The 16,650-nt window shown below is 41.0% G+C and carries 18 protein-coding genes; 15 read left to right on the top strand and 3 right to left on the bottom strand.

Features of this window, described 5'->3' with window-relative positions:
- Nucleotides 1–7: 7 nt before the first annotated feature.
- Nucleotides 8–439 carry a DMT family transporter gene (locus tag ACS8FB_RS06260; RefSeq protein WP_439261560.1) on the bottom strand — a complete coding sequence of 144 codons (432 nt, stop codon included), beginning with the start codon at nucleotides 437–439 and terminating at the stop codon, nucleotides 8–10.
- Nucleotides 440–608: 169 nt separating this feature from the next.
- Between ACS8FB_RS06260 and ACS8FB_RS06255 the strand changes: the two genes are divergently transcribed.
- From ACS8FB_RS06255 to radA, 15 genes are all read left to right on the top strand, one after another.
- Nucleotides 609–1,193: an HD domain-containing protein gene (locus ACS8FB_RS06255; protein WP_439261559.1), complete on the top strand. Its 585-nt coding sequence runs from the start codon at nucleotides 609–611 to the stop codon at nucleotides 1,191–1,193.
- Between the two features lie 32 nt (nucleotides 1,194–1,225).
- A complete protein-coding gene (locus ACS8FB_RS06250) occupies nucleotides 1,226–1,690 on the top strand; it encodes a methyltransferase family protein (protein ID WP_439261558.1) in 465 nt (154 codons plus the stop codon).
- Nucleotides 1,691–1,752: 62 nt separating this feature from the next.
- On the top strand, nucleotides 1,753–2,082 hold the full coding sequence (locus tag ACS8FB_RS06245; protein WP_299220130.1) for a DHCW motif cupin fold protein: 330 nt from the start codon (nucleotides 1,753–1,755) through the stop codon (nucleotides 2,080–2,082).
- Nucleotides 2,083–2,133: 51 nt separating this feature from the next.
- A complete protein-coding gene (locus tag ACS8FB_RS06240; protein WP_439261557.1) occupies nucleotides 2,134–2,463 on the top strand; it encodes a YnfA family protein in 330 nt (109 codons plus the stop codon).
- A gap of 155 nt (nucleotides 2,464–2,618) precedes the next feature.
- Complete coding sequence (locus tag ACS8FB_RS06235) at nucleotides 2,619–3,233, top strand: 6-pyruvoyl trahydropterin synthase family protein (protein WP_439261556.1); 615 nt, start codon at nucleotides 2,619–2,621, stop codon at nucleotides 3,231–3,233.
- A complete protein-coding gene (tsaE, locus tag ACS8FB_RS06230; protein WP_439261555.1) occupies nucleotides 3,233–3,751 on the top strand; it encodes a tRNA (adenosine(37)-N6)-threonylcarbamoyltransferase complex ATPase subunit type 1 TsaE in 519 nt (172 codons plus the stop codon). Before ACS8FB_RS06235 ends, tsaE begins: the two co-directional genes overlap by 1 nt.
- A 44-nt stretch (nucleotides 3,752–3,795) precedes the next feature.
- The gene (gene mutL, locus ACS8FB_RS06225; protein WP_439261554.1) at nucleotides 3,796–5,583 is read left to right on the top strand and encodes a DNA mismatch repair endonuclease MutL; all 1,788 of its coding nucleotides are present in this window, start codon (nucleotides 3,796–3,798) and stop codon (nucleotides 5,581–5,583) included.
- Nucleotides 5,584–5,694: 111 nt separating this feature from the next.
- A complete protein-coding gene (miaA, locus tag ACS8FB_RS06220; protein ID WP_439261553.1) occupies nucleotides 5,695–6,831 on the top strand; it encodes a tRNA (adenosine(37)-N6)-dimethylallyltransferase MiaA in 1,137 nt (378 codons plus the stop codon).
- Between the two features lie 393 nt (nucleotides 6,832–7,224).
- A complete protein-coding gene (gene hfq, locus ACS8FB_RS06215; RefSeq protein WP_439261552.1) occupies nucleotides 7,225–7,776 on the top strand; it encodes an RNA chaperone Hfq in 552 nt (183 codons plus the stop codon).
- A gap of 269 nt (nucleotides 7,777–8,045) precedes the next feature.
- Entirely contained in the window at nucleotides 8,046–9,038 is a 993-nt protein-coding gene (locus tag ACS8FB_RS06210) for a KpsF/GutQ family sugar-phosphate isomerase (RefSeq protein ID WP_299220151.1), read from the top strand.
- A 57-nt stretch (nucleotides 9,039–9,095) separates the two neighbouring features.
- A complete protein-coding gene (locus ACS8FB_RS06205; RefSeq protein ID WP_439261551.1) occupies nucleotides 9,096–9,662 on the top strand; it encodes a KdsC family phosphatase in 567 nt (188 codons plus the stop codon).
- On the top strand, nucleotides 9,659–10,246 hold the full coding sequence (gene lptC / locus ACS8FB_RS06200) for an LPS export ABC transporter periplasmic protein LptC (protein WP_439261550.1): 588 nt from the start codon (nucleotides 9,659–9,661) through the stop codon (nucleotides 10,244–10,246). Before ACS8FB_RS06205 ends, lptC begins: the two co-directional genes overlap by 4 nt.
- Before the next feature lie 218 nt (nucleotides 10,247–10,464).
- A complete protein-coding gene (gene lptA / locus ACS8FB_RS06195) occupies nucleotides 10,465–10,980 on the top strand; it encodes a lipopolysaccharide transport periplasmic protein LptA (protein WP_420884190.1) in 516 nt (171 codons plus the stop codon).
- Nucleotides 10,981–11,121: 141 nt separating this feature from the next.
- The gene (gene lptB, locus ACS8FB_RS06190) at nucleotides 11,122–11,832 is read left to right on the top strand and encodes an LPS export ABC transporter ATP-binding protein (protein WP_439261642.1); all 711 of its coding nucleotides are present in this window, start codon (nucleotides 11,122–11,124) and stop codon (nucleotides 11,830–11,832) included.
- A 300-nt stretch (nucleotides 11,833–12,132) separates the two neighbouring features.
- Nucleotides 12,133–13,578: a DNA repair protein RadA gene (gene radA, locus ACS8FB_RS06185; RefSeq protein ID WP_439261549.1), complete on the top strand. Its 1,446-nt coding sequence runs from the start codon at nucleotides 12,133–12,135 to the stop codon at nucleotides 13,576–13,578.
- A 187-nt stretch (nucleotides 13,579–13,765) separates the two neighbouring features.
- Here the strand turns inward: radA and ACS8FB_RS06180 are convergent, their stop codons facing one another.
- Nucleotides 13,766–14,380, bottom strand: coding sequence for a septal ring lytic transglycosylase RlpA family protein (locus ACS8FB_RS06180; RefSeq protein WP_439261548.1), 615 nt, complete (start codon nucleotides 14,378–14,380; stop codon nucleotides 13,766–13,768).
- Nucleotides 14,381–15,274: 894 nt separating this feature from the next.
- Nucleotides 15,275–16,417: a rod shape-determining protein RodA gene (rodA, locus tag ACS8FB_RS06175; protein WP_439261547.1), complete on the bottom strand. Its 1,143-nt coding sequence runs from the start codon at nucleotides 16,415–16,417 to the stop codon at nucleotides 15,275–15,277.
- Nucleotides 16,418–16,650 lie beyond the last annotated feature (233 nt).

Below are 16,650 nucleotides of genomic sequence, written 5' to 3'. Positions count from 1 at the left end.
CCGCCCCTTAATAGATTAGCACCAGTGCTATAAGTATCAATACCAGCGCACCGATACGATAGCCATCAATTTGACGGCGCACGCTACCCAATATGCCAAAATGATCAATAGCAAGACTTGCGGTAATCTGCCCGCATAAGATACCTACCATCGTTGTACCGACGCCCACCAAGGGCGTGGTGATGGTCAATACAATAGTATAAATAAAACCGATAACGCCGCCTGTGAGTAACCATAATGGCTGACGCGTTAGTGCCATAATACGACTACGCTTGCGAATAAGCATGACAAGACTAAACACGATAACGCCGATGATAAATATCGATAGCGATGCGGATAATCGCCCAATCTGCTTACCTAATGGTCCTAATATCGCCGCTTCAATCGCAAGCGACATTCCGCCTAATGCGACGAATAGCAACATCAACATTTGTCTCATAGTTTATCTACTTGGTCTTATTTAGCTTTATTAGCTATTGTTTAACGACACAAAAGCGCCTATTGTATGAACAAATAATTGTAATCACAACCAAGCACATTTTGATGGGTATTATTTAATCTCTAATGCTTGTTTGCTGTCTAAAAAGTTATGTTTTAAGGAGACACTGTTGTCAAGTAACCTAACCGACATTACCAACTATCTATTAGAGCTTGACGCGCTAAAGCTTATCAATCGGCGCACCTATCTTGATGGCGGCTTGCGCGTTGAAAACTCCGCTGAGCACTCATGGCATTTGGCAATGGCATGCTGGACGATTGCTAGAAGCTTAAAGCTTGATGTATCAGAAGAAAAACTGCTAAAGCTGGCTTTAATCCATGATTTGGGCGAAATTGACGCCGGCGACACCTTTTTATATGACACCAGAAGAGGGGACGCGCACAACGCTGAGCGCGAGGGGGTCAAGCGGTTGGAGGCGCATAATGGCAATGCGGTGACTGAATTGTCCACGCTTTGGGAGGAGCAAGAAACAGGCACAAGCCCTGAGACCAAGCTATTAAAAGTGGTCGATAGACTGCTGCCGTTTTTGCATAATATCAATAGCGAGGGCAAAACGTGGCGCGAGTCTGATGTCAAGCGCTCACAAGTGGCTGGTGCACATGCTTTTATTGCCACTGATTTTCCTGAAATTCATGCATGGTTGACGCAGCAATTAAGTTTAGCAGTACAAAAGGGTTGGCTAATTGATGCATGATATTTAATATGCTAACGGTTTATTGAGGGGTGATGATGAAATTTTTAGAGCTAAAAATACCTCCAGTCGCACAAGTGCTTGCAACAGGGGTGGCAATGTACGGCGTGTCGAAAACGCTGCCAATGCTACAAACCGTTATACCAGGCGCAAAGTGGCTGGCAGGCGGGTTGACGCTCACTGGTATCGGCATTGGTATTATGGGTGTAAACGAGCTTAAAAAGGCGCAAACCACGGTCAATCCGCATAAACCAAATAATGCCACAAACCTTGTTACCGGTGGAATTTATCAGTATACACGCAATCCGATGTACTTAGGGTTGACGCTGGTGCTATTGGCTTGGGCGCTGTATTTGGCACATCTTTTGGCTTTTTTTGTCATTCTTATTTTTGTGCTGTATATGACGCGCTTTCAGATTATTCCAGAAGAGCGCGTGATGCAGCAAAAATTTGGCAAAGCATATCAAGCGTATCTAAAGAAGGTACGGCGTTGGATATGAGATATGGTAAGTAGAATGTTTCATTATTAACGAATGGACAAACAAATCAGGGAGATAATGTCATGGAAATGAAGAGCATACCGTTTGGGGTTACCGACTGGACAGAAATAGAAGCAGTAGAAGTTAAAGGCGAGACTGGCACAGGATATTGGAAAACATGTGAATTTAACAATATCAATGTGCATATGGTTGAGTATTCTGCAGGCTATCTTGCTGATCATTGGTGCTATAAAGGGCATATTTTATTCTGTATTGAAGGAGAGCTGAATACCGAACTAAAGGATGGTCGTACCTTTACTTTAACATCAGGAATGACTTATCAGGTGGCGGATGATACGATTGCCCACCGCTCGTCAACGCAGACAGGCGCTAAGTTATTCATCGTCGATTAAACCTACTGTGCATTGTTTAATGGGATTTATCACAGTCGAGGAGTAATAGTTTTGTCTGAATTAAAGACTGTTGGTCTTTTCTTTTTAACCGCACTTGCAGAGATTGTCGGCTGTTATCTGCCTTATTTGTGGTTACGAGAAGGTAGATCGGTTTGGCTTCTTGTCCCTGGAATACTTAGTTTGGCAGCCTTTGTGTGGTTGCTGACGTTGCATCCAACTGCAGTAGGCCGTGTTTATGCCGCTTACGGTGGGGTGTATGTTTCAGTGGCAATTTTATGGTTGTGGACTGTCAACGGTATTCGACCAACTACATGGGATATACTAGGCTCTGCGGTTGCATTACTAGGGATGGCGATTATTATGTTCGCCCCGCGTCAGTAGGTCATGGGTTTTATGAGTAAAGACGTTAATAAGTGCTTACTTACGGATACATATTGATTTGCTATAATAAGCAATAAGCCAACGATTAAGTCAGGCAAACTTCTATATTGTTAATATTTAGCACAACAGTGCCTATTGTTTTGGTCAAAATTATTATGCGTATACGTAAACTATTCAAATTCGAAAACGCTCATATTGTGCGTAACTGTAGCTCTGAGCGCTGCAAGCACTCTATTCATGGCCACAGTTATCAGATTGAGCTCATTCTTGAAGCCAAGCGTTTGGATCATGGGCAGATGGTCTATGATTTTGGACTGCTAAAATCTTCCATCAAAGACATTATTGATAGTTTTGATCATGCCATTTGTTTTTGGAGCAAAGACGATCCTGAATATATCGCTGCTTGCAAAAAATTCAGCGCGCGCTGGATAAGTTTGCCAGTATCACCATCTGCAGAGCAGTTTTCGCGCGTTATCTTTTTTTGGGCCGATGAAATTTTAAAACAAACCCAAATGCAAAACGGTGAGGCGGACGTTAAAGTTTACTCAGTTATAGCCCATGAGACTGCCACAGGCTATGCGCAATGCTTTGCTGATGATGTAAGCAATGAGCAAATGGGCAAGCTTAAGCTAGAAGACTTCGAGTTTAGCGAGCAAGTAAGCGCTGAGTGGCACGATCCTGAGCTGTATGCCAAATTGATTCGCGGCGAGCGTTTTGTCAATCCGTCGGTCACTATGCAGGTTCACGAACAACAAGCGGGTACAGTCTGATGTCTAACCATAATGATACCTCTTTTACTGATAAACAATTGCGAATACTAACCCTATATTCAGAAGCCGATACTGAGCGTTTGGCTGAGCAGCTTGCAGCTTTGCTACCCTCAGGTAGTATCTGGTTGGCGGGTGATTTGGGCGCAGGCAAGACCACATTGACACGCTATTGGTTGCAAGCATTGGGACATAAGGGCGCAGTAAAAAGCCCAACGTATACTTTGGTTGAGCCTTATAGTATTGAGCAGGGGGACGGTACGACTAAGCCGGTCTACCATACTGATTTATACCGTATACAAGATCCTGAAGAGTTGTCTCTTATTGGTTTTGATGAGTATCTTGAGGACGAAAATGCGCTAGTAATCATCGAATGGCCAAGTCGCGCTGATAATTATTTGCCACCGCCTACGCTGTTTATTGACATTACTCAAAGCGTTGATGAGACACGTCAAGTTGAGATACGATTATCAAAGGTAGGGCAAGCGCAAGGGCTAGATTTGTCATTACTAAAAGTTTAGTTTGATAAAGTATGTTTGTGATCCATAAAATATGATACTCATCAATGCCAGATAATTATCCTAATACACGTATCAAAAAACTATCGCCATTGCTCATCAACCAATTGGCAGCGGGTGAGGTCGTAACACGTCCAGCAGCAGTGGTCAAAGAATTACTAGAAAATGCAATTGATGCTGGTGCCTACCATATTGAAGTACATATTACTCAAGGTGGTATGGGTATGATAGAGGTGATGGATGATGGCGTTGGCATTCATCCTGATGATATGGTCATGGCCATTACTCGTCATGCGACCAGTAAAGTTGCGGATGTGGCTAATTTGCATGGTATTACGACGTTGGGTTTTCGCGGGGAGGCGTTGGCTGCGACAGCAGCTGTTTCTCGTCTGACTTTAACCAGTAGTCATGATGATAGCGGTATTGGCCGACAGCTACAGGTTGCAGGCGTATTAGAAGACATTCCAAAATTGATACCAATCGTACATAAACGCGGGACGACGGTCACTGTCAAAGACATATACTTTAACGTACCAGCACGCCGTGGCAACCTAAAGTCTATTGCAACTGAGTTTGGTCATATTGAGACGATTGTGCGTGAAGTCGCTTTGGCACGTGCTGATGTAGCGCTCACATTATTTCATGATAATAAGAAACGACTGTCGCTGTCTGCAAAGTCTATTAATAGCAGTAATGAGAATCCTAATCGTCTGCCATTATCACGCCTTGAACAAGCAACAGGGGCGTTATTAACGCCTAATGCGCTAGAAGTAGTGGTCGATTTATCCAGTCTAGTGCAGCAGCCTATGGGGCCTATTGATAACAATTACTCAGGTCAGCAGGCAAGTATTAGTGGTTGGTTATGGCCTAGTACTGATTCGCAGAATACCTTGCCAAAACTACTATATGTAAATGGACGTTTGGTAAAAGAGCCAATCGTTAATAATCAGTTACGCCAACTTGCGCACAAAGCGGGCGCTATTAGTATCGGTTACGCGCTTTATTTTGATTTGCCAATTCAGTGGCTCAATGTCAATGTCCATCCATCTAAACAGCGTATCAAAATCAGTCCACTTAATAATATTATGGCACATTTAAGCCATGCAGTTCGTTTGAAGCTAAAAACTGTTATCACAACGCAAACAATGGTGCCAGCTGACAGTCATAAGAAGCGAGCGCCAGAGACGAAAACTGCGATAACTAAATCATTTGATGATTTGTCATTTAACACCTCTACTACCAACGATTTAGGACAAGGCAGGCAAGTACAAGCGCCTAAACAACCGTATCAGACATCAAAAAGCAAGCCGTTTTCTATTCGTAAACCGGATTCTCATACAAAAAAGCCTTACATTGATGAGCTTTCAGAGTCGCGTGTCAATGTTTTGAATATGTCTTTAGATGATAGCGTTAAGCACTTAACTAGCTCAAATATAGCAACCAAATTTCTACCAGTTTGCTTAGACATTATTCATAGTATGGATAGCGGGATAAGTAAGTTTTCAAACACTGAAGCCATTAATAATAAGTCGCTGCCTTGGCTATTATTTTATAATCAAAGCCAGTGTCTGTTAATCAGTGCAGAGGGTTGGCAGTCAAAGATGCGAGTATTGTTTGAGTCACATATACTGGATAATGAGGCCTTTAAAAGAAGGCAGTTGCCGGATAGTCCAATATATATTAACCAACAGCTTGCAACTATAAGCACTCAGATGTCTGCGCAAGACTTGGTGGTTTTTATAGCAGATATGGAAGAAATACTGTTTGATGAGGCAATCATAAATATTGACCGCAATCAGTTGGTTTCGTTCATGTTGTCATCTACATCTGAATAAACCACGCTTCAGTTTAATCATAGCTCCACTCTAATTATAAAAGATAGATAACAGGCTTCTAAACAGCTAGTCTCTAGTTCGACTATTTAAATTATCCATAAAGGCAATTTTATGCAGCTTACGTCTAATAGTATCACTCCTAAATTGGCGGATAACAGCGTGGTTTGCCTAATGGCGCCGACCGCCAGTGGCAAGACCGCCTTAGCCTATGAGTTATACGATACTGGTCGTTATGAGCTAATCTCAGTAGATTCAGCACTTATATACCGTGATATGAATATAGGTACGGCCAAACCTACGACTACTGAGCTTACGCGTTACCCGCATCATCTAGTCAATATTATCGATCCTATGCAAAGCTATAGCATGGCTGAATTCGTCAGTGATGTCATTCGTTTAATTGATGACTGTCATAATAATGGCAAAATCCCGCTGTTGGTAGGCGGCACTATGATGTATTACATGGCGCTACTCGACGGGCTATCTCCAGTACCAGATAGTGAGGATGGCGTTCGCGCACACGTAGAGCAGTGGCGACAAACAGAAGGTATTCAGGCACTATTTGACTATCTTGGTAAAGTTGATCCCATCAGTCATCAGCGTCTTCATGCAACTGATACCCAGCGTATTACGCGCGCTATAGAAGTATATCTACAAACCAACATTGCTATAAGCGACTGGCAGCGTAAACCTAAGCAAGCACTAGCAAACAATCCACATCAGCAGTGGCATGCACTTACAGTAATGCCAGATCGTCCCTGGCTGCATACGCGTATCGAGCAGCGTTTAGAGATTATGTGGCGTGAAGGACTGGTAGATGAAGTACTTGGTTTGCTTGAACAATATCCGTTGACACCTAATTTGCCATCTATGCGCTGCGTTGGCTATCGGCAAGTTTTAGAGTACCTGACACATATTAATCATTCAGTATTTGAGCAGCCACATCTTGATAAGACCCAGTTTGAAGATGTTTTTGGTAGATTTGAAGACCCAAGCAAACATAAAATAAAACCACAAAGGGCGCTGCAATCACAGTCGTCAACCCTTGATAGTCAAACCGAGGCGCTTGCTTGTTATCAAATGCAAAATAAGGCATTATATGCTACAAGACAACTGGCTAAACGCCAATATACTTGGCTACGTAAGTTGGCTCAATTATCGAACGTAAATAACGATTTGCATAATAACAACGAAATTGTCATATCATCCTACGAATCTATGACGCAAGCTAGAGAATATCTGATCTGAACAATCATTTGTCATCTATTAATAATGATAGACAAGAAGCTTATGGTATTACGTTCTAATAGATTTTAATAATAGTAAAAACAAGTTATAAATATTTGCAGATTATAAGAACCAATCACAATAAGTTTCAAAATTTGGCTGAGACAGCTGTTATAATTTGTTAATCTAACAGTTACAGTATGCTTTGCCAACTATGATTGTTACTATTGTTATAAAAGCAAATAATCATTTATTTACAATAATATAGTAGTTAAACAAAGTAGAATTAACAAAGAAAAATTGGTGCTCATTTAGATACGTTTTATTAGTAAAACTTACTACTGTATCTTTTTCTAACGATTATAATTAAACAAGCACTTATAATATAATTATATAATATTCGGGAGAGTTTTTATGTCAAAAGGACAAACATTACAAGATCCGTTCCTAAACTCATTACGTAAAGATCGTATTCCAGTGTCTATTTTTTTGGTAAATGGTATTAAATTACAAGGCCAAATTGAATCATTTGACCAATATGTCGTTTTATTAAAGAATACAGTTAGTCAAATGGTTTATAAGCATGCCATCTCAACTGTAGTTCCAGCACGTAATCCACGAGGCGCTAGTACTACTGCATCATCGAGTAGTGGTATGCAGACTCAAGGTACTAACGGCTACCAAGGCGGCAGTAATAACAGCGGGTTTGAAAGAGGTAGTAATACAGGCGCAGGTGGCGGCTTTGAAGAACGTGGCTTTGCCTCTAATCGTAGTGGTTTTAATCGTGGCGGCTTTGGTCAGGGACAAGATCGCGGGTTTGAACGTGGTGGTCTAGGTCAAAGTCAAGATCGTAGTTTTGAGCGCGGTGGTTTTGGTCAAGACCGCGGATTTGAGACACCAGCAGAAAACACGGGATTCAATGAAAAGCCCAGCAATGACTTTGATGACGATAACAACAATAACTAATTGATGCTATTTACGAAGGTATATTGTTGAAGTCTATTTTAATAAAAAGATCTGCTATTGAGTGGGTCTTTTTTTTATCAACAACTTCACTATTGTAAGACTATCAAGCATTTGAACGGGGCAGCTAATAAGATGTCTGAATATTCTTTAAACAATATAGTTGATATGTTTTTTTAATCAAGATTACATTGTACAGTTCTAAGTCATATTATTAAAATGGCTCTTAATATAGTAAAATATATTATTAATGATAATTACCGAGTCAAACCATGAGTAACTGTACAAACAATCTTACTGACGACCAATTTATGACCACTGCCATTGACGCTATTCAAACTGAGATAGCCGCGTTGGCGTTATTAACTGAACAGATAGACGATAGGTTTGTGCAAGCTTGCAAAATCATTTTGGCTTGTAAAGGTCGGGTAGTCGTGACTGGTATGGGTAAGTCAGGTCTGATCGGGCGCAAGATAGCAGCGACGTTTGCTTCTACTGGTACGCCAGCATTTTTTATGCATCCTGGTGAGGCAGGTCATGGCGACTTAGGAATGCTTGTAAAGGGTGATGTGTTACTGGCTATCTCCAACTCTGGAGAGTCGGATGAAATCAAGACCCTATTGCCAGTGGTTAAGCGTTTAGGCATTCCGCTGATAAGTATTAGCCGAGACAAGCGCGGTATGTTGCCACGCGCAGCCGATATTATATTGACCCTTGGCAAGTCACAAGAAGCTTGCCCGCTTAATCTGGCACCTACTTCTAGTACGACGGCAACTTTAGCGTTAGGAGATGCTTTAGCAGTGGCTTTGGTACATGCGCGTAATTTTACTTCAGAAGATTTTGCCTTATCGCATCCAGCAGGTGCGCTTGGTCGACAGCTATTAACACGAGTAGAGGATTTGATGCATAGTAATGTAGATAATTTGCCGCTTGTTAATCAAAAAGCGCCATTACAAGATGCATTATTTACGATGTCTGCAGGCCGTTTGGGCATGACTGTTGTAATCGACGATGAGCAAAAAGTCGTCGGTGTGTTCACAGATGGGGATTTGCGCCGTGGTTTGGAAAAACGCATTGATCTTGCAACACCCATACAAGACGTAATGAGTACTAATCCACGCCAAGTAAGTAAGTCAATGCGTGCATCTGATGCCTTAAGTGTCATGAATGAAAATGCAATCAGTCAACTACTAGTGATAGATGAAAAAGAGCATTTAGAAGCCATCATTACTGTGCATGATTTGCTACAAGCAGGTGTGAAATAAGCGCTTAGACTAAATAGGTTTCACATTTAAATAATAAGACTTTATAAGAGATAAATTATGCAAGACTTAATCGAAAGAGCAGGACAGGTTAAAATGTTGGTCTTGGACGTTGATGGTATCTTGTCAAACGGTCAGATTATCTATGATGCTAATGGTATTGAGACAAAAGCGTTTTCGGTACAAGATGGGGTCGGTATTAAGTCTTTGGCACGCTATGGTATTTTAACTGCTATTATTACTGGCCGTAGTAGCCCTATGGTCAATAAGCGTGCAGCAGAGACTGGCATCGATTATGTGGTGCAAGGTCGTGATGATAAGCTTATCGCTTTAAAAGAGCTACTCTCTACCTTAGATCCAGCGCTTAATATTACGGCTGCCGACTGCGCTTATATGGGTGATGATTTGCCTGATATTAAAGCCATGCAAACCGTCGGCTTTGCAGCGACAGTACCTAATGCGCATGCTGAGGTTGTCAATCGCAGCGATATGGTAACGACGTGCACTGGCGGGATGGGGGCAGTACGTGAAGTGTGTGACCTGATCTTAAAAGGTCATGGACAGTATCAAGACTTTATTTCACACTATACGCTTGATAAAGTGCCAGCGCAGGATGATTTATCGTGAATACTCGTGTCCTAGTTGTTTTGGCCTTAATTATTGCCGGTATTGCTGGTTGGTTTTTTCAACAACAAGGTAAGATCACACCGCCAGTAAACATAGAAGCTTCTGAGGTGGATTATGAAGCGACTGATATAAAAGCGGTACAAACCAATGAAGAGGGTGAGACCGAATACGAGTTAAATGCCGATTCACTTACGCATAATCCAGTGACCAATCAAGATGAGATGTCGGGTATTACCATGAACTGGGAGCCATCTGATGAACAGCGTTATCAAATTCAAGCAGGTAGTGCTACGATCAACCAACAAACAGGGGAGCTGCTTTTGTCTGGTGGTTTTACCTTAGTTAGCGAAGACAAAGCGAGTGGATCATCAGATATTGAACCTATTGAAGTCACAGGTCAAACGCTTAAAGGCAATACCAAGTCTCGTCAAGTCTATAGTGATGAGTCCGTCAAAGTTGTGCAGGGTATGAATCGCTTTGAGGCTTCTAGTATGCAGGCCAATCTTGAAACTGGCGAGTATGAGTTTGGACAAGTGGCTGTGACTTTCACACCTGCTGAGCGTCAGGATCAGGCTTTATTTTAATGTCTTGTATATTACGTATTATTGTCTTAGATAGTTTAAAATAGTTGGTAAAGGTAATAGCAGCAATTGGCTCGCTTATTGCTACTTATCCATTAAATCAATCTAGGTTGCTCGTACTACTTAATAGCTTTTGCTTTTCTACTACTTATTACCTTCTTATCATAAAAGAGTAACTGCTTATGAAATCTAACTTTTTGCCTGCCACTAGTCAAAATTATATGTCGCAAATTTTACGCGTATTGCCAATGGCTATGCTAATAGCATTACCACTATATAGTCATGCATTGCCATCAGATGCCAACCAGCCCATTAAGTTATTAGCAGATAAAGCGACCTATAGCGAGCGTACAGGTATTACCAGTTACTCCGGTAATGTCATTATTACCCAAGGCACATTAAAGCTTACCGCTAATGATATTACGGTAAATCTCTCGCAGCAGCGCAGCATTAATTCAGCAGTGGCAACCGGACGGCCAGCGACCATGCAACAAGTTATCACTCAAGAAAAAGGCCTAGCAAAAGGTCAAGCAAACAAGATTGATTACAATGCAGTGAGCGGTATTATTACTTTAACGGGTAATGCAAAACTGGTGCAAAACGGTGCTAGTTTTGCTGGTAATGTCATCCGTTATAGTCTCAAGGCTGGCGATGTTGAAGCGACAGCTGGTGGTAGCCAGCGTGTTGAGTTGGTATTGCCGCCAAATAATAGTACCAACCAAAATAGTATACGCTAAAATAATATACCAAATAAGCGCTTAAATTTGCCTTAGTACGAGTAACATATGAGTGATAATAGTAGTTTGAATAGCGACTTTGATAATCAAAACATATCTGTGATAAACAGTACGCCTACGCCCAGTGTTGAACGTCTAACAATGCAAAATCTAGGCAAACGTTACGGTAAGCGCTGGGTAGTCAAGGATGTCTCTTTTTCAGTCGAGCAAGGGCAAGTTGTTGGGTTATTAGGGCCCAACGGTGCAGGTAAGACAACCAGTTTTTATATGGTAGTCGGTTTGGTTAATATGGATAAAGGCCGTGTGACCTTAGGTAAAATGGATTTGTCTAAATATGCCATGCATGAGCGTGCTCGAGCTGGCATTGGTTATCTGCCACAAGAAGCTTCTATCTTTCGTAAGCTATCTATCGAAGAAAATATTTTAGCTATTTTACAAACTCGTAAAGAGCTATCAGCTACTCAGCAGAGGCAAGAGCTTGAAAAGCTCATCGGAGAGTTTCATTTAGAGCACGTGCGTCAATCACTAGGCATGAGTGTCTCAGGCGGTGAGCGTCGCCGCTGTGAGATTGCGCGCGCTTTGGCCGCTGATCCCAAGTTTATCTTGTTAGATGAGCCTTTTGCTGGGGTTGATCCTATTTCAGTTGGTGATATCAAGGAAGTTATTTTAACGTTGAAAAACCGAGGCATCGGTGTGCTCATCACCGATCACAATGTACGTGAAACACTCGCTATCTGTGAAAAAGCTTATATTGTCTCAGAGGGGGCCATCATTGCCGAAGGTACGGCAACTGAAGTCTTAGATAACGAACTGGTAAAATCAGTTTACTTAGGTAAGGATTTTCAAGTATAGATAACGGTTTGCGTTATCTTTTTATTGCCTAAAAAACTCTAGAACATATGATTAAGCGTACATCTATGAGGGTCTTAATTAACCTTGATTTCTTGCCTATCAGTACCATTTAATCAAAGTAATTCAACTATTTACTAATGGTCTTGGTCAATGCTCATTGGTAAACATTCAACATACTCAACCTCATTCTTTCTTCTCAAAACTATTATTAATTTACTATAAATTATAATGTCTCTTTTTCTATAAAGAACAGTATTTTGACCTTTTCTTATCTCGCAACTTAAACAGGGTGCATATACGATGGCAAAAAATAAAAGTAGCTACGTCTGTCAGCACTGCGGTGCGCATTTTGGTAAATGGTCAGGACAGTGCTCTGATTGTGGCGAATGGAACAGTTTGGTTGAAGCACCAAATGTCAGCATGCCACATCATAATAAAAATACAGCCAAACCCGCTGCGAATCGAGGAGCACCGCGCGGTGCAAATGGTGGTACTCCAGCAGGAAACTATTCAGGAACGCAAAGTGCGGTGATGCCGCTTAATGCCGTTAGCGTGACTTTAGATACACGATTACCAACAGGTATTAGTGAGTTTGATCGAGTATTAGGCGGCGGTTTGGTAGCGGGTTCTGTGGTATTGATAGGCGGTGATCCAGGCATTGGTAAATCTACTATTTTGCTTCAAACAGCGACCAATATGGCACGTGCCGATTCATTGGCAGGCAGTGCTCTGTATGTCACAGGGGAGGAGTCACTGGCGCAGGTTGCAATGCGAGCCAAACGCCTAGACCTACCAGCCGATCGCTTGCGAGTGTTGGCTGAGACTAACGTAGAAACCATTTGTGCTGCCTTGACCCAAGAGCAGCCTGCGATTGCTATCATTGATTCGATTCAGACCATTTATACCGATGCGATCAATTCAGCGCCCGGCGGCGTCAGTCAAATTAGGGAGTCTGCGGCTATCTTAACGCGCTATGCTAAGCAAACGGGTACGGCTTTATTTTTGGTGGGACATGTGACCAAAGAAGGCACGCTTGCAGGACCACGTGTACTTGAGCATATGGTTGATACGGTTTTGTACTTTGAAGGCCAGTCTGATTCACGATTTAGAATGATCCGTGCGGTCAAAAACCGCTTTGGCGCGGTCAATGAGTTGGGCATCTTTGGGATGACAGATATGGGTCTTAAAGAGGTTGCCAATCCATCTGCTATATTTCTAAGCCGCTATGATAAGCCTGTTGCAGGATCAGTGGTAATGGTCAGCCGCGAAGGTACACGTCCATTATTGGTTGAGGTACAGGCGTTAGTCGATGACTCACAAGGACAGCCAAGACGTATGGCTTTAGGGCTTGATTTTCAGCGTTTATCGATGCTGCTTGCTGTGATGCACCGTCATGGCGGTATCCATACTAGTGGACAAGACGTTTATGTCAATGTAGTTGGCGGCGTCAAAGTAATAGAAACGGGCTCTGATTTGGCAGTACTATTGGCTTGTGCATCCAGTATTAGAGAAAAACCATTACCCTCATCATTGGCGGTGTTTGGTGAGGTAGGTTTGTCAGGAGAGATTCGTCCTGTACCAAACGGACAAGAGCGCTTAAAAGAAGCTATGAAGCATGGTTTTACTCATGCCATTATTCCAAAATCAAATGCACCTGCTAGTGATTCACCGCAGTTTAAAGGTATTGTCGTACATGCTGTAGAGCGCCTAGATGATGCAATAGAAAGGGCGTTTGAAATTTATTAACTACGTCAATAAGACAATGTGTCAATAACATAACTGCTAAAAAAGCAGTCATAAAAAAAGTGTCAAACTTATACAAGCTTGACACTTTTTTGTATTTTAATCACTTTTCACACTGCTAATTTCCATACATCTAAATTCTAAAATCGTTTACAGACCTAATGCAATCTTATAGGTATCGATCTTAAAACTATGGACCTGAAACACGTTCAATTGATACATTACCAACACCTTTACTGGTAATACCCAAACGTTTGGCTGCACCATAAGACAAATCTAAAACGCGATTACCGTGGAATGGACCGCGATCATTTACTTTTACAACCACACTTTTGCCATTGGTTTTGTTTGTCACTTTTACATAGCAATTCAAAGGTAGGGAGCGGTGAGCGGCAGTCAAACCGTTCATATCAAAAGTATCACCGCTGGCTGTTTTGCGACCATGAAACTTACGTCCATACCAAGAAGCAAGACCAGTCTGTTTGAATTTACTGACAGAATTAGAAGCGACAGCAGTCAATCGCTCTAATACATCCTCATCATCAGTAACTTGGCTAGTATCATCGGCGAGCAAAGAGCTGTTAATAGCCAATGACACTGGTTGACGCGCAGATTTAACTAAGCTTGAAGCGTTATCATGTTGACGAGTAAGCTCGCCAAGGACACGATCAATATGAGAGGTGTTGTCTTGAGATAAAGTAGAGAGAGACGTTTTTGCTTCAATCGCATTAGTATTAGAGGCTACTGCAGAGCCAGCAAACAAACATACCGATATTGTAAGTAAACCAGATAGACGCTTATTCATAGGTACCTCTATAACTTATATATTAAGACCTGATATCTAAAACCTTGTATTGAGCGCAAAAAATTCAGCAAATTTATAAATGCGTCAATTTTTTTATCCTTTCCTACAACGTAAAAGCTAATACGTAGGAACAGTAATTAAACAGGCTTTAGGATAGGGATAATTTTTATGTTGGAAGTTTTTAATATAAAACCAATTATTAATCATATAAAAATGCAATTACTTGGATTTGTTATGAGTACGTTAACTTAGGTAGTAGCTTTGAAAGATAATTGCTGACTATACGTAATAGCTACGACTAGAATATAATTAATTGCAATCTTTCTTATTAGAACTGTATTGGTTATGTATCAAGTATTATAAAAAAGAGAGTAACGCAATTTTTTGTAAATCGCAAGTGTTAATACTGACTTACAAATGTTAGTTATTTAAGTAAATACTATAGTGCACTTGAATAATAAAATAAATATTTAGGCAATAATAACAATGTCTTATATATTATAAGCGATGAATTTTTGTCTATCTTTTACTTTAATCGCTTTTATGTTGCACAAAGATACTTTAGAACCTTTACAAAATTCGTTTGTATTCATTTATACGAATTTTATTATTTATAATATGTTTTTCTATATGCTATATATTGAATATATAATTAATCATTTATAAAATTTTTATTATGTATGCCAGGGCTTATTATTTTTTATAGACTTTTTTTGATTTTAAGTTGTACCTTCCCAACAGTTATTTAAAATTGCAGCCGACAACGTATCTTTTTACCTATAATATTTAGGATAAGCTGTATGTACTAGTTGGTTTAAGCAATAAAAATCTGCTACATGATTTTATGAGCAGATTTTGTATCGTATTATAGGATGATGAACTTTGTTTGAGTGTTTATTCAGCTTTGTGGGTATGGATGGACATTAAAAGACCAAATCCTCCCATTAATGTTACGATTGCAGTACCACCATAACTGATAAAGGGTAGAGGGACGCCCACTACCGGCAGAATACCTCCTACCATACCGACGTTGACGAATACATACACGAAAAATGACATGGCGATAGCGCCAGCCAATAGGCGACTATAAATATCAGGTTGCGTAAGAGCAATATAGAGTGCACGTATCAATAAGCACGCATATATTAGCATCAGTAATATGACGCCAAATAGACCAAATTCTTCTGAAAAGGCTGCAATAATAAAATCAGTATGACCTTCAGGCAAGAAATGGAGTTGTGATTGTGTACCTTCTAAGTAGCCTTTACCTGATAACCCGCCAGAACCTATGGCCGTCTTTGACTGAATGATATTCCAGCCGGCTCCTTGAACATCGGCTTCAGGGTTTAGCAATGTTAATACGCGTGTACGCTGATAGTCATGTAATAAAAAATTCCAAGCGATAGCGATGAGAGGTACGGCTAGGATGGCTGCAGCTGAAATCAGTCGCCAAGATAGACCTGCCAAAAATAAAACAAAGAGCCCGCTCGCGGCAACCAGCAAAGAGGTACCAAGGTCTGGCTCTTTTGCAATGAGTATGACTGGCACAATAATAATGCCCAAGGTAATTAAAATACTGGAAAATGATGGTGGCAAATCTCGTTTGGACAAAAACCATGCACACATCATTGGCATACCAAGCTTCATAAACTCTGATGGCTGAACGCTACCAAATCCTGGTAAATTGATCCAGCGCTGTGCTCCCATTCGTACTTCACCAATAATCTCAACCAATACCAGTAGTATCAGTCCCATGACATAAAATACAGGCGTCAATGTACGATAGAGGCTAGGCGGTACTTGAGCCATAATGAACATAACTGTAAAAGCCACGCCATAGCTGACCGTCTGCCTCAAAACCATACCAACGTCTTGAGTTGAAGCACTATATAAGATAGTTAACCCAATACAGCAGATAAGTAGTAACAGTATCGTTAGCCATGGGTCTATATGAATATGTTGCCACAGCGTTCGTTCATGACGTTGACCGAAATGATGGCTTTGGCGAGAAAAGCGGTACTGTGGGTTAAATGACATAGGCGAAAATGACTGTAATCATGGAAGGTGTATGGAAAGGACTGGTTTGTAAGTGCTTATTATATAGCGGTAAAAGAGTAATCTAATCATCAAACATGACAATGGCAGCGGTAAATAGCCAAATTATTCACTATTATTAGGAGCGATAGTTTAGCTTGCTTGCGTAAAATTTGATAGTATCGATAAAATATTTGTTGATGATAACGACCTACATGACTCACGTAAATAATAAG

Origin of the sequence: Psychrobacter sp. 1U1, from assembly GCF_051847535.1 — a bacterium.
GTDB lineage: Bacteria > Pseudomonadota > Gammaproteobacteria > Pseudomonadales > Moraxellaceae > Psychrobacter > Psychrobacter saeujeotis.
This window is presented reverse-complemented; position numbering and strand designations above follow the sequence as displayed.